Annotated in this window: 12 protein-coding genes and 1 pseudogene; 9 read left to right on the top strand and 4 right to left on the bottom strand. The window is 34.9% G+C overall.

Going from position 1 to position 14,676, the window contains the following annotated elements; translation table 11 throughout:
- Nucleotides 1–869: 869 nt before the first annotated feature.
- Nucleotides 870–2,666 carry a M3 family oligoendopeptidase gene (locus tag ACQKIH_RS09245; protein WP_427765320.1) on the top strand — a complete coding sequence of 599 codons (1,797 nt, stop codon included), beginning with the start codon at nt 870–872 and terminating at the stop codon, nt 2,664–2,666.
- 61 nt (nt 2,667–2,727) lie between these two features.
- Here ACQKIH_RS09245 and ACQKIH_RS09240 read toward each other — a convergent pair whose 3' ends face one another.
- The gene (locus ACQKIH_RS09240; RefSeq protein ID WP_427765318.1) at nt 2,728–3,777 is read right to left on the bottom strand and encodes a nucleoid-associated protein; all 1,050 of its coding nucleotides are present in this window, start codon (nt 3,775–3,777) and stop codon (nt 2,728–2,730) included.
- Nucleotides 3,778–4,331: 554 nt separating this feature from the next.
- Between ACQKIH_RS09240 and ACQKIH_RS09235 the strand changes: the two genes are divergently transcribed.
- The 3 genes from ACQKIH_RS09235 (at nt 4,332) to ACQKIH_RS09225 (ending at nt 7,129) form a co-directional block, all read left to right on the top strand.
- On the top strand, nt 4,332–4,511 hold the full coding sequence (locus tag ACQKIH_RS09235) for a hypothetical protein (protein WP_057988748.1): 180 nt from the start codon (nt 4,332–4,334) through the stop codon (nt 4,509–4,511).
- Nucleotides 4,512–4,969: 458 nt separating this feature from the next.
- On the top strand, nt 4,970–5,563 hold the full coding sequence (locus ACQKIH_RS09230; RefSeq protein ID WP_057988750.1) for a YpjP family protein: 594 nt from the start codon (nt 4,970–4,972) through the stop codon (nt 5,561–5,563).
- 744 nt (nt 5,564–6,307) lie between these two features.
- Nucleotides 6,308–7,129, top strand: a complete 822-nt coding sequence (locus ACQKIH_RS09225; RefSeq protein WP_427765314.1) for a glycerophosphodiester phosphodiesterase — start codon at nt 6,308–6,310, stop codon at nt 7,127–7,129.
- 180 nt (nt 7,130–7,309) lie between these two features.
- Here the strand turns inward: ACQKIH_RS09225 and ACQKIH_RS09220 are convergent, their stop codons facing one another.
- Nucleotides 7,310–7,939 (bottom strand): nitroreductase family protein, encoded by a 630-nt coding sequence (locus ACQKIH_RS09220; protein WP_057988754.1) that lies wholly within the window; start codon nt 7,937–7,939, stop codon nt 7,310–7,312.
- Nucleotides 7,940–8,067: 128 nt separating this feature from the next.
- Between ACQKIH_RS09220 and ACQKIH_RS09215 the strand changes: the two genes are divergently transcribed.
- Nucleotides 8,068–8,418, top strand: a complete 351-nt coding sequence (locus tag ACQKIH_RS09215; protein WP_427765384.1) for a winged helix-turn-helix transcriptional regulator — start codon at nt 8,068–8,070, stop codon at nt 8,416–8,418.
- A 347-nt stretch (nt 8,419–8,765) separates the two neighbouring features.
- A complete protein-coding gene (locus ACQKIH_RS09210; RefSeq protein ID WP_057988758.1) occupies nt 8,766–8,957 on the top strand; it encodes a hypothetical protein in 192 nt (63 codons plus the stop codon).
- Between the two features lie 834 nt (nt 8,958–9,791).
- Here the strand turns inward: ACQKIH_RS09210 and ACQKIH_RS09205 are convergent.
- Nucleotides 9,792–10,526, bottom strand: coding sequence for a YqcI/YcgG family protein (locus ACQKIH_RS09205; protein WP_427765310.1), 735 nt, complete (start codon nt 10,524–10,526; stop codon nt 9,792–9,794).
- A 489-nt stretch (nt 10,527–11,015) separates the two neighbouring features.
- Nucleotides 11,016–11,120: pseudogene (locus tag ACQKIH_RS09200) on the bottom strand (integrase); the annotation flags it as partial.
- Between the two features lie 210 nt (nt 11,121–11,330).
- Here ACQKIH_RS09200 and ACQKIH_RS09195 point away from each other — a divergent pair.
- The 3 genes from ACQKIH_RS09195 to ACQKIH_RS09185 all read left to right on the top strand — a co-directional run bounded on the left by ACQKIH_RS09195 (nt 11,331) and on the right by ACQKIH_RS09185 (nt 14,635).
- Nucleotides 11,331–11,597, top strand: a complete 267-nt coding sequence (locus ACQKIH_RS09195) for a hypothetical protein (RefSeq protein WP_057988762.1) — start codon at nt 11,331–11,333, stop codon at nt 11,595–11,597.
- A 538-nt stretch (nt 11,598–12,135) separates the two neighbouring features.
- Nucleotides 12,136–13,329, top strand: a complete 1,194-nt coding sequence (locus ACQKIH_RS09190; protein WP_427765308.1) for an HD-GYP domain-containing protein — start codon at nt 12,136–12,138, stop codon at nt 13,327–13,329.
- Between the two features lie 112 nt (nt 13,330–13,441).
- Nucleotides 13,442–14,635, top strand: coding sequence for a PqqD family protein (locus ACQKIH_RS09185; protein WP_427765305.1), 1,194 nt, complete (start codon nt 13,442–13,444; stop codon nt 14,633–14,635).
- Nucleotides 14,636–14,676 lie beyond the last annotated feature (41 nt).

Genomic DNA, 14,676 nt, shown 5'->3' with positions numbered 1-14,676 from the left:
TATACTATAAAGTCACATTTATCCAAGTGTTTATTTTATATTATAAAAATATGCTAGTATCAATCTTTTTAAATTAAGTATGATTAAAGGTTTTATATTTTAGTTGGATAAAAGGGTTGGTAAGATGCAATTAAACAGAAAAAATCATTGTTTGAATAAAACTGTGAATGGAAGTCAAATCATTTTCAGTAGAGCAAGAATCTAGAACGCAAGTCGATCTCGTTTTTGTACGGAATGAATTATCAATAGATCGGACGAACAAAAGAATTCCAAGTTTAATCGTGAAAAATAGGAGTAGGTTCAATTAATATTGAACAAAACTTCGAGAATTCCATAAAAGCCGATTTGGAAAATAAAAATGCAAAGGATTTGTTGGAGGATAAATACTCAATAATTATAGTATGGGTGAATGATGATTAGCTACTTAATAGTAGTGGGGAAATGATTTTGAACGTATGGAGCGATGCCACTGAACGAACTGAATGGAAAGGGGGGAGCTCTGAAAAGTAAGAATGAACTAGGTTAACCATTTACTTCGGTAACGAATCAATCACTAGTCACTAGGAAGTGATATTTGAAAAGCATTTTGAACCAGAATTACCCACGGTTTGTTCTTTAACGATTTTTAAATCTTCGCTAAGTAGAAAAATATGGTTTGTTATGGCATCAATCTTCATATTCATTTCAAAACTAGATTTCTCAAGGTTCCCCATTTTAGTTGATAAAGTGTTTATTTGCCCTCAATTTTCTGAAATACTAGGGATTAATTTCGTATAATTATTTCAAATTTCGAAATAATTATATCAAAAACATTGAAAATTTAGTAAAATGATTATTGTATTACTATTCTGAAAGTGGGGCGTGTTTTTATGGTAAACGTAAAATATCCTGAAGTATGGGATTTAGATGTATTCTTTCCAGGTGGAAGTGCATCCCCGGAATTGAAACAGCATATTGAAAATTTAACACCGAGATTTGAACAATTAACTAAAAAAGTGACGCAATTTGATGTACCACAAACAATAGATGCTGCGGATGAAATAGTAGCCATTTTAGAAGAAATTAAAGAAGCGTTTATGCATGTGTCGCAAGCGGGTGCAGTTATTTCATGCCTAACTTCTCAAGATACAACTGACCGTGATGCGGTGTTATTACAAGGTCAATTAGCAGGTGTCGCAGCCAATTTCTCTCCAATTCTAGAGAGCTTCAATCAAAAATTAGGTCAAATCGGGCAGTCTGTATTTGAGCAATTACTTGCAACGGAGGCACTTTCACCATTTGCCTTTATTTTAACGGAGTGGCGCGAAAAATCGAAAATGACACTATCAGAGAATGAAGAAGCACTCATCTCTGCACTAGGTGTGGACGGTTATTCCGCTTGGGGCCAAATGTATACGATGTTAATTGGTGATATAAAAGTGGAAGTGGAAGTAGATGGCGAGCTGAAATCACTTTCGGTTGGTCAAGCAAATAATTTAAGTGGACATGCGGATCGTAACGTGCGTAAAGCGGCGTTTGAAGCATTAGAAAAAGTATTTACGGAGCGCGAGGAAGTTTTTGCGAAAACAATTAACCATCTTGCAGGCTTCCGTTTAGCAGTTTATAAAAAGCGTGGGTGGGATTCGGTTTTACAAGAACCATTACAAATTAGTCGTATGAATCAAGAAACACTTGATGCCATGTGGGGGGCGATTACTGCTCGTAAAGCGACATTTGCCAACTATTTAACACATAAAGCATCACTTTTAGGACAAGAAAAGCTGGATTGGTTTGATTTCAATGCACCTGTAACAGATTCAACGACGAAAGTTAGCTACCAAGAAGGGGCAGAGTTTATTTTAAAACATTTTGGTCGTTTCGGTACGGAAATGGAATCTTATGCACGTACGGCATTTGAAGATGGTTGGATTGAAGCAGAGGACCGTAATAACAAAGGTGCGGGTGGCTTCTGTACAGGCGTGCCATTATCCGATCAATCACGTATTTTCATGACGTTTTCTGGGACGATGTCAAACGTTTCAACGTTAGCGCATGAGCTCGGCCATGGATTCCATACACATGCACTGTTACCTGTGCACCCATTAAACCGCCGTTATGCTATGAACGTAGCAGAAACAGCATCAACATTTGCAGAAATGATTGTGTCAGATGCAGCGGTGCAAGAAGCAGCAAATGAGCAGGAAAAAATCGCATTATTAGAAGATAAAGTACAAAGCTCCATTGCATTTTTAATGAATATACATGCACGTTTCTTATTTGAAACACGCTTCTACGAGGAACGCAAAAAAGGAATGGTGTCTTCAAAGCGTTTAAATGAATTAATGGAAGAAGCGCAAATTGAAGCACATGCAGGTGGATTAGGCGAAACACACCCACATTTCTGGGCATCTAAAATGCATTTCTATATTACAGGTGTGCCGTTTTATAACTTCCCGTACACATTTGGCTACTTATTCTCTCTTAGTATTTATGCAAAGGCAAAAGAAGAGGGCAAAGGGTTCGAGGAAAAATACATGGCCTTATTACGCGATACAGCCGTTATGACGGTGGAAGATTTAGCGATGAAACATTTAGGGGAAGATATTACAGAACAAGACTTCTGGTTAAAAGGTATTGCGTTATGCGAAAAAGATGTTGAGGAATTTATCGCATTAACATCGAAATAATAAACCGTAACAAACAAAAGGCAGAAACGTCATTCAATCAACGTTTCTGCCTTTTGTGTGCCTATTTTTTTCTTAATGCAAATTGTAAATCATCGCTATTTTTAATCGTAATCGTGTACGTACCGCTCATTTGATCATGCTGAATATCAATATGATCTAAGCTTTTATCATATTTAAAAACGATTTCATTATTTTCGGATTTATATACTACTTGTAAGTCATCACGTTTCGCTTCAAAATTTGGTGTGAAGCTAGGGTTCCGTTCGGTAAATTCGTTAATAAATGTTTTTGAATGCTGCGAGACAAAGTTTTCACGTTCATCATCAGGTGCGATTGCTTCATAAATATTATGCACAGATGCTTCAAGTTCAATATATTTACCATTTTCAAATTCTTCATCAATGACTTGTTGTAAAAGAGGGGCCTTGTCCTCTGCTAAAGTCGGCTGAATCGTTTCATAAAGCTCGGTCATTAACATTTTCGTTTTCTTTTTATCCGTTGCAACGGGAGTCGCCTGTAAAAAAGTTTCCATGAAAAACTTAGCTGGCTCTACATCAGATTGCTTGTCGAGCACGTATAAGTTTTCCTCTAACGGATTGTAATCCATGCGAATAAGCGCACATTTTTGAACGCGGCTAAAGGCATCAGGTAAAATATTTTCTATCGTTTTTAAATCGCGTGTTTCCAAATCGATTTGTACTGCATCTTGTGGGTCAATCTTCAGGAGAAGTAAGTACTGTTCCCCAATTAATTCCACATGGGCAACGAAAACAGAGCCATTACTACTCGAAACATTTTGCATAATTTGGAATAATTTATTGGATAAATCATTTGTTAGCGATAAAAAATGTGTATCATCTGGATATTCGATATAACGATTCATCTTTGTCAAAATATCATTATCTGAATCTAAAAATTTGCACGCTACGGATTTTGGACTATTTAATGTCGCATCAATATATTGTTCGAAAAATTGTGTATAGACATCTTGTTCAAGTGTCGTTATATCCATCGTTTGCTGCGCGGCCATAAAGCGATTTTGCTCCATATTAATAATCGCAATGCCCATGCGCTTCATTTGAATGGAAAGATCAGTTTCTACTTCATTCATGGTAATGTCGCTCCTTTAGTCGAAATGTGGACGAATTTACGCCAAAAACATAATAGCTATTAGTATAGCGGATTGTGTAAAAAAAGCATAGCCGGGCAATTGGTTTTACAAAGGAACATATCTATGCTATGATTTGTATGTGCTATTTTAGATAGTAGTATATATAAATTGGCGTTCCACTAGTGTTTTTGAAGATACTTTTTCACACTGGCGCATGCTAAAGGGCTGCAAGGACATAGTAGAAGGTTGGGACTATGTTGCTTAAGTTAGAAAAAATTAGTTGAATTTTACCGCGGTTAAAAATGGAGCTTTACGCTTCTAATAATAGATAAATTCCCCGGATGATCGGGTTGAGACTTTCATTTATTTATAAAACTATCTATCAAATACTAAAGGGGTGCCTTCTTAATTGAAGGTGCCCCTTGTCCAATTTATAGGACAAAGGTGTAGGAGTTCACTTCATTTTACTTGCAAACAGGTTGAAAGTTTTTTTGAAATATCGCTTAAGTATAGATTTTGACTAACTGGCTAATCTATCTTATGGAGGTGATATTTTGACAAAAGATAATCGTGGCAAGAAAAAGGTAGGTAGAGAAGAGTTTGGCTACGGGTACGACATTAGTGCCGATGATTTAGGTGTAATTGGAAAGAACAATCAGGCGAAAAAGCAAAATACGGGTGACAATAAGGAAAAGCCGCAAAATAAAACGAATCCCGCAACATTAAATGAATAAGGCTGGTTCGCTTATTTTCTGATTCATTTCAATAATATTTTTGCACGTTTGAATATAGTTATAATATATGTGTAGCTCATAACGATTTCCTCCGTTTAAATGTTTGTGTAGTAACAACATTTTACACGGGGGGCGTTAGGGGCTTTTTTTATTTTGTCGGGTGTTGCACTTAATATTTCGAATTGGAAAAAACCACCCAATTCGAAATTGAGTGGCAGGAATAAAAGATAAAATTAGTCCGTGAAGCATAAAGAAGTCATATAACCTAACATTAAAAGTAAGCCAAGACCGATTACGATTGAAGTGTCCATTAAAATTTACCTCCTTTAAACAACGTACATAAGATTCATAATTATTGTACAATGAAAAGAAAAAAGATGAAACCTTTTCTTCTATTATTCGTATATAATTAAGAGAGCTTGTTTATAAATTATACATATATTAGGTAGGTGGAGCGCATGAAAAAATGGTTATATAAATCACTCGTCGTATCCGTAGCCGTATTAACATTTGGCATGATTACGCCGAAACACGAAATTTGGGCAAATTTTGAAGAGGAAAATAATTCGAATCGGGCATTTGAACGGTCCGACAACAATCATACATCCTCGGCCTATCAGCTCGATGAATTCATAGTTGATGATTACACAAGACCAACTGTTGAATCTATTACAGCCGCAGCAAAAGAGCAGTCTTATATGAAATTTGGAACGCGTATTGGTCCGGTCATTGAAAATGAATTTGAAACGAATATTTTCCCGAAGATTGAGGAAGCAATTGCATTCACAGTCGATCGTTTAGGTGAGGACAAGCTTAAGAATGCCGTTATTTCCGAAAGACCGAGTGGCGAATATGCAGAAAAGATTTTTCACATTATGGACAATGAATTAAATCAAGATATTATTCGTTTCCACGTTCGAACAGAAAATCGTCCATTTGACGGTTATTATTACAATTTCCATTACCACACGTTCGAAGACAATTTCGTGAAGCATTATGATTTAGGCGAAATTTACTGGTCCAAAAATACACCACCAAAGTGGTTGTCATAAAAAACTCGAAGCACCCAATAATATTTTGGGTGTTTTTTTATGATTAAAACCTTGATATATAAGATTTTTTCCGAAATGTTCACAGCAACAAATCATTTGCTAGTAGGTTAAGAATTTCATGCATTAAACGAGGTACCTCAAATAGTACCTCAAATTCACTCATTTCGAATTCATCTTTTTTAAATAAATGGGTATATGTTAAATATTATTTCAGGTGTATCTCCAACTAATGCTGCAACGGAAATTATGAAACTCTTTTACTTAACGAACGTAAATATGCTGAATTTAGTGGTTTTATGAAAAAATCAATAATTTTCTAAGCATTAGCAGAATACCATGACTGTACTTGAAAAACGATACAGCGAATTAGACAACTAACAGAAGGTCATTGTAAACATGTGTTACTTGGACTAGGTTGGCTGTAATAAATGGGTAGCTATTGCGGAAAAGTTGTATAGGGCTTTGCATAAGGTATTACGTATACGGAATATATTGTTTGAGAAGAGGGCAGAAAGGATTGGTTGGGTGTAATGTTAAAAGGAATAAAAGTAAAAAAAATAAGAAAGCTAATATCCAGTGTGATTGGATTGGGCGTTGTATTTGCAATATTCATCTCCTGGATTGTTAACAAGTCCATACTGTGGGCAATCCTTCACGGAATATTTGGATGGATTTATGTGATTTATTATGCAATACAAAAGGGAACTTCCTAATATTACATGAATTAGTCAGGGGAATTGTTTGATGATTAGGATATTTACTTGTTTTGCACTATTTTTTTGCGTAGCCGTCCTTTATTACTATCAAAATCCTACTAGTAATGATGTGGAGAAAGTAAGTAGTGAAGCTTTGATTATTGCGCACAGAGGGGCGGTAGATCAATTCAATGAAAATACCATCGAAGCATTTGAGCAGTCTATCAAAGACGGAGCAAATTGGATTGAGATAGATATACGCATGACAAGTGATGGTGTGCTTGTACCGATGCACGATATTGATATAGACCGGACAACAACAGGTACCGGTGAAGTAAATGATCTGACATGGAAACAACTTTCCCAATTTGAAACAGTGGAAAATGGTCATAGGGCACCAATTCCAAAGTTAGAAGAAATATTCCAAAAGTTTGGTCAAAAAATGCATTATTATATCGAAACAAAATCAGTAGATGGGGAGCTTTTAGTGGAAGATAAACTGATTTCACTATTGGAAAAATACGATTTACTAGATAAAGAGCGTATAATCATTGCATCCTTTGAGACGGAAAGTTTGGAAAAAGTAAGAGAACTTGCACCATCGATTCCGCTCGTTCGTCTCTACAAAAATCGTGAATTTTCACTTAACGATGCAGTAGAAAATGATTATGAATTGATTGGCTTAGAATCCCTAATTGTATCAGAGAAGGTGGTGAAGCGTTTACACGAGGTTGACAAAAAAATACACGTATATTTTAATCTGCCAGTCATTGAAAAATTCCAACAGAAGCGTGTTCGAAAATTATTAGTGGATGGGTATATTACGAATAATGTGAGATATACAAAGAAACTAATATGGCGGGTAGAATAATGAAAACTGAGGGGTAGGTAGCGCGTTCCATTGGGTATCAGATGACGCATGTTTAAAATGTTTAGCTAAAGGCGAGGAAGTCATTATTATAAGAAAAAGTGATTCTAAGCCTATTACCTTTTTGTCAAAGGTAGCGAATTGGAATCACTTTTTTCAGTAGAAAATGAATGATTTTTATTGTTAAATAAATTGAATTATTTCATCTAACGGTAGACGTGATGAACCGAATGCTGGTGCAGCTGCTTTACCAATGGCAATCAGTACAATTGGGAAAATGTGCTCAGGTAGTTCGAATTTTTCCGCAAATTTATCTTTATCAAATCCGCCCATTGTTACTGTGTCGAAACCTTTTTCTTTAGCAATTAACATTAATTGCATTGAAATAAGACCAGCATCAAAGGTAGCAATGTTTTTTCTTGTTTCGAATGGAGCATATGGATATGTTTGATGTGTATTTTTAATCGTTCGTTCTTTTATATCCTCACCCATATGGCCTTCTGCTACATTTTGAGTATATATTTGTTCCACTTTTTTATACATCTCGGCATTCCCTAATACGGCAATGACTGCAGATGAAGTTTCAATTTGCTCTTGGTTATTTGCAATAGCACGAAGCTCAACCTTTGTTTTTTCATCTTGAATAACAAGGAATCTCCACGCTTGAAGATTACTAGAAGAAGGGGCAGATGTTGCTTCTTTAATAATGCCCTCTAACTCTTGCTGAGACATTTTAAAATTAGGATCGTACACGCGCACTGATTTTCTTGCATTCATAATCGTATATAAATTTGAATCTTGTTCTTTTGTCATATGGTTTCCTCCTTAAACTTACCTTTTGTAAGTTTGTTTACGAAAGGTATCTTATCATTAGTAAGTTTATCCGTCAAATAATAAAATCAAGTATGTTACAATAACAGAAAAGGAATGAATAAATGGAGGTGTTATTATTGAGTAAAGCGATTGATAAAAAAAACTGTAATAATTATTGCAGCAATTACCATGAAGCAATTGAGTTTATAGGCAAGCGTTGGATGGGGATGATTATTTACACGTTATTATCTGGACCAAAACGCTATAACGAACTGATTGCGAATATCCCTGGGATTTCCGACCGATTACTTACCGATCGTTTGAATGATTTAGTGGATGCTAAATTAGTCACTAAAAGATTAATCGATTCTTCAACGAAAAAAGTGGAATATGAGCTAACTGCGAGTGGTCAAGCGTTCAAAGACGTAATGTTGTCCTTACAAAAATGGATTGAGATTTGTGCATTCGAAAAGAAGTAAGAAGTAGGGTATTTATTTCTTGAAGGTTATTTAGAGGTGTTTTTTGAATAAACATGGATAAACTATGCGGAATGGATGCATAAAATGGAGAACTTGCTCTATGTAGTTTTTAAAACTGCTAAAAACTTCTGGTGAGGCTAAAATGGTTGGTATACTTCATTGTTCCGAAGAATAAATCTAAAAACCGGTAGGGAAGTGATAGATAAATTTTTTATGGAGAAAGCCGTATATACAGTATAAATATCCGTAATTATTCAAAAGATTCTTAATTATTATGTTAGAATAGATGAAATTTTTATGTAAATAAGGTAGAATTAGAGCATATCATATGTAAAGGGGGACTGCCGATGGTGACCGGTCAGTTAGAGCGAGCATTCCAATTAGCGGAAAAACATAAGCTCGACGTAAGCACAATTTTAGAATTAAACAAAATTATTGCAAAAGAAGTGAATAGCTCTATGAAAATGGAGGAGAAGATTTTAAATCAATTCATTCATATTCTTGAAAACAACAAAACAATCCTAAAGGAGGCCACTTAGTAATTGGGAAAAACAATTGAACTTTATGATGATTTAGACACATTTGACTAAAGGCGTTGCTCAGCAAAAGTAATACGAGCAGCGCCTTTTATTGTGCTTATTTTTAAGTGATACATAAAATGAAATAAAAAATACCTTTCGTATATGTAGGCTTTCCAGCATAGATTTTGGTGAAGTGTGGAGTTATTAGGCTGGCTCAAGAGCATGAGCTGCAGAGCTTTGTTGTACAAATCTGTACGACTCATCTGTTTTCTCTGTGCAAGGCCAGCATCCAATTTTCAAAAAAGGTTTGCAGTAATATCGAAGTGTGTCAGTGTTTAGTGTCTATGGATTATTGATTCTGTATATGTAATTCCTTCTCTAAACTCAACATAAAGGTCAACGGGGTTTAAAATGCTCAAACAACCACGTCCAACCACTTTTTTCTTGATATTATGGTGTGTATTCATCATTTATACTATGATATTTGCTTAAGTCATCTTATGATAGAATTGATCCTAACCATTTCCAAATCTGGGCATACAGCTAACTGATTTTCCTTTACTACTCCGAGAAGTTGTATAAGCCAACATATTTATATGAAAACGAAAATAGTTTCGATTCCGTTGATATAAAAATTGCGGCCTATACGGATGAACCTACAAGCACCGTTGTGAAGCGGTGCTTGCCTTGAACTAATAGACTAAAAAAAGAACGAATTTCTGTAAGTGAAATTCGTCCTTTGTTTTGTGAGCATTTATTTCCTTTATGGATAAAGTAAAGAGCAATGATTATAAAACCGCAAAGCAAATAATTGAAGGTGGCAAATATATCTTCTTGATCAGGGACTAGAGTTTATATTTTTGATTTATGCTGAAATGGGCATTTGCCTTGTATTGGCTCGATATCATCGCCAATAAAGAATTGCTTCCATTCATTATGCGTCGGGTCACCAAAGTGGCCGATATCTGGATGCTTAGGCAGCTGATCCCAAGCTTCTACACGTTTACGAACTTTTTCACGTGACATAATACCACCTTTTTTAGTTCCTTCTAACCCTTCAAATATCTTGCGAGGCTGAAATCCAAGAACCATCGCATTTCCTAGATGACGAGTCTTTCGTTTCTTATATGCTGGAGCATTTCCAAACACAAAGATTGGCTCTCCAGCGAAACGGAAATCCCATAAATGATGCTCAGGGTCACGCGGACTGTTTTTAGGCCATTCGATTACATCCACTTTATGTAAGTGTTGGAGTATACCCCAAAATTGCTTTCGATAATCTTCGAGTGAACCCTCTTGCTCAAAAGGCTCTACAAATACAAAAAGACCGTGTCTCTTGTAGTTAGGGTACTTAAATAAATCTAGAAAACTCGCTACTGCAGACGGTAGATTACTCCAGTCGTCTTGATTGATATAAGCGTAGCGAAGTTCATCTTTCTGCTCGCCACTCATTCCAAAAAAACATGGGAATGTTTTATCAGTTACCGTGTTGTGAAAAGTTTCGTATTCTTTATAGAGCCAACTCGGCAAGTCTGTTCTAGTTTGAAAATCTGCTTTTGTTAATAAAGCCTGCCCCTTCGTAATCATTCAATCGCCTCCATTATCTTTATTCACCTATTTTTTTAAGCAAGTCAATACCCCGACCAAAATTTATTAAAACAACTACGTTCAAAGTGAACTAAATTTCATAAATAGTGTATTAAATGAACAATCAAGGCAATGGAAATGGGATGAATTAAGAACATGGAGAATGACTTATGGTTATAACAATTTCAAGGCAATCTCAAATACATTGCCAAAGTGAATATGGAACACTTAAAAAAAGTGGTCTTTTGTGAACGTAAATACATGAAAATTGAAAAAGTGATTAATGATGTTAAAAAAATTGAAAAGAGAGTTTTTTGACCATGCACTTGCCATTTCGGAGCATTAGATATTTGAACAAACATTCCGGAATACGGGTGTGGAAGTGATTAAACTACGACCTGGTAACGACAACTCTGAACAAGTCTTCAAGAGAGATATCGGATTTCCTTTGGGAAGTCACTTATTAATTTCTGAAATGGCGAATCCGATATAGCTATGCCTTAATTGATGTGGATGAATATCTTTGTTAATACCAGCAAGATTGGATATTCGTTTTATAATATATGTCATTTGTGCAATGCTCATTCTATATGGAGTCATTTTTAATTTTTCTTTTAGTAGATATTTAGAATAAATCATACAAAATAATTACACCGGAATTGCAACGTAAGTGGGAAGGTAGATACAATGTGAAGCATTATTTTATCGACTGAGAGTGAAGTGGATTTACCAATGGAAGAAATTCGAGGCATGTATGAAAGATGAATGATTTGAATAGCTTCCCTGATAAACAGGTGGCGCTTTTTGACGGTTAAGAAAGAACAAACAGAAAGTGAATTTAGAGAGGAACTATTTCAAGAGGTCGATCAAGTGTTTGAAGTAGAACATTCTATGAAAGTTACTAAAGTGGGTGGGGTGATGCTGTTTTTTTCTAGTACCAGTATTGTTTTTAAACAACCTATTCTGGTTCATATTAAATATGGTTGTTGGTCGCTTTTTGGTATTGAAAACTGGTATTTACATGTCCCGTTTCTTCTAGAGAATTGGCAATACGGAGAGTATTCCAAGTAGAAATTGCTAATTGTACCGCTAAATCTTCACAGATTAAAAGGAAATTGATGTTCTATGTTTTAAAATAGCATATTTGTAAAAGAACCAAAATATTGTTGGAGTTAATACCTGTTTCTTACAAAAAAATATTTACATTTAATTAAAAAACACTATAATTACAGTTATATAGAAATGAAACCTCTATTAAAATGTAATGACTAAAGACCTGTTTTAAGTATATTGGACATAATTTTGTATAATACACCAAAAAAAGGGAATATATAGGTGGTATAATTGGGCGATATCGCCATCACTGGGTATGACATTTAAGCCCCTGGTGTTTAATATAAATTTAGTTTTTAAATTTGTTAGATAAAGGTATTTGTACTCAGGGCATTTTGATAATTGATCATCAGCCTCAATTTAGGATTGTAGAGAGTTTGATAGAAGATAGCTTTCAGAAGTTAAATGGGAAAGAATACAAATGATATTCACTTGTTCATAGTTGAGATGTGGAACTTAAGGTCTATTAATTGGTCAATAAATTTAGAGGTGAATAATGAAGAAAACATCTTTGTTACAAGAAGAAAAGAATTCAACGGTATTATTTTTATGGTTATTTAATATTGTGTTTTTTGTTTATGATATATTTTATTATAAACTTTTCCCAGCATTTCCGTGGATCGATGTTAGTGCAAATGGTTCCGTATGGCACGATTATATGTTTTTTAAATATGGAGTCATGATTGCGCTAATCCCGTTTTCTATTTATTTGATTAAAAAGAAGAAAACACAATCTGTAAAATACATATTATTTTCCGGTTATTTTTTAACGAATGTAGTTTCAGACATATTGCATTATAAAGACAGTACGCTTACTTACACTAGTGGAAACATGGTAGAACTTGTAATTATACTTTTCTCTCCAATCTTTGTGAGTAAGAAATTTTCATTTTTTATTACACTTGGTTTAATACTGAAATACATTTTGGTTGGTATATTTATACAGGATCCATTAATTTTGTTTCCAATTAGTGTACTGGGTGTACTGTCATTTATTTCCTTTTTACTGCTTCATCGTTTTTTAAATTATATTAAAGCATTGAAATATTCGTACGACGAACAATTGGAAGGTATAGTTAAAGGAGTCATTGCTATACTGGAGTTGAAGGATCCCTATACTCGGGGACATAGTGAACGGGTTGCTGCATATGCAATGAATATGGCGGAAGCTACTGGAAAATTTAAACCGTCCGAGTTAAATGATTTTTATTACGCCTGTCTATTACATGATATTGGAAAAGTTAATATACCGGATTCAATTTTAACAAAGTCTGGTAGATTAACGGATGAAGAATATGATATTATTAAGAAGCACCCGGTAGTTGGAGCCGAAGCTATTCGAGAAGTCGATGGTATTGCCGATAATCTTGAAGTGATTTACCACCATCATGAAAGATGGGACGGGAAAGGGTATCCAGATAGCCTAGCAGGGGAAGATATTCCATTTTTAGCGAGAATTACGGCAGTTGCCGATGCTTTTGATGCGATGACTTCAACCAGATCCTATCGCCCAGCACTTCAATTTGAAGAAGCGTATGAACGAATTCTCGATGGACAAGGGAGTCAGTTCGATCCACAATTGATCGGATTATTTAAACAAGTTTACCCCAATTGGATGCAAATTTCTAAAACCTATCGTAAAGGTATGGACATGAGAGGAGTAGAAAAACGTGAAAATTCGCAAACTTAATAAAATTAAAGTGACTTGCTGGTGGTGTTGGTTTACTCCGAACCCATGAAGAAGTACAAATAGGATGCTATAATTTTAGCATCCTATTTTAATTTATAGAGGAGGCTATACGTTGAAGGTATCCTTGCAATCCAAAATAGCATTATATCCGCTATCCATTCAAAAAGATAAAAAAAATTATATTGTGGAGGAGCCGATTTCCGGTGATTTCTTTGAATTGCCTGAGATAAGTGTTGATGCAATCAAACGTTTGGTAAAAGGTGAAGGACTAGCTGCGATTGAAAATGCACTAAAAGATTCTTATCCCGAGGAAGAAGTGGAAATCATTGAATTTGTGGAGCAATTGGTCGAGTTAGGCCTTGTTCAAGATGTGGATGGGGTACGAGTTAATAGAGATAAAGAGAAGCAGATTAAATCTGTATCTGATGCAGGTGGTTTCTTATGGGTCCCACACAGGGTTGGACGTTTGTTTTTTAATGGAACGATGAACAAGGTTTACTTGCTTCTGCTAGTATCGAACATATTAATTCTTATACTGAATCCAGAACTTTTTCCTCATTACAAGGACATATTCCTGTTCGATTCCATGGTGTTAAATATGATTAGTTATCTATTAATTTCTATAGTATTAATTTTAATTCATGAATTTGGGCATATCCTTGCCATTCGGTCGTATGATTTACCTGCTAAATTAAGTATAGGAAACCGGCTCATTTTTATTGTTTTTGAAACCGACCTAACTCAAGCGTGGAAGCTAGATTCTAAACAGAGGAATATCCTGTATCTTGCTGGCATGTCTTTTGAGCAGATCATTCTTTTCCTTTCATTCAGTTTTATGCTTCTTTTTCCAAATGCAAATTTTGTAGGAATTCTTAGCATCATCGTGTTAGATATTTTTATTAAATCAATCTATCAATGCTGTTTCTATATGAAAACAGATGTCTATTATGTTGTAGAAAATGTAACAGGTTGTTATAACCTGATGGAGAGTGGCAAAATATATTTAAGTTCATTCTTTAAGAAACATCGAAAATCAGGGAAGGATCATAAAGAGATGTTCCAGGATGAATGGAATTTGATTCGTATATATAGTGTATTTTACATAGTTGGAGTTTTTTTAACGTTACTTTTGGCAGTTCTGTATTTTTTACCACAGCTCTATTATGTGTTTAGTACAATTTATTTAAATATTCTGGGAGCAGAAGATCGTGCAGCGTTTTGGGATGCTATTGCATTTTTAGTACAGACAATGTTCATGTTTGTCTTGTTGGCTTATTTGGCGAGAAAACAAAGGCGTGAGAATTAAGTAAACTGAATAGTGGATTATTTCATTCCTTAATAAAATGC

Source organism: Solibacillus cecembensis (assembly GCF_050272495.1).
Classification (GTDB): domain Bacteria; phylum Bacillota; class Bacilli; order Bacillales_A; family Planococcaceae; genus Solibacillus; species Solibacillus cecembensis.
The sequence above is the reverse complement of the archived record's forward strand: the minus strand, read 5'-3'. Positions and strand labels throughout refer to the sequence as shown.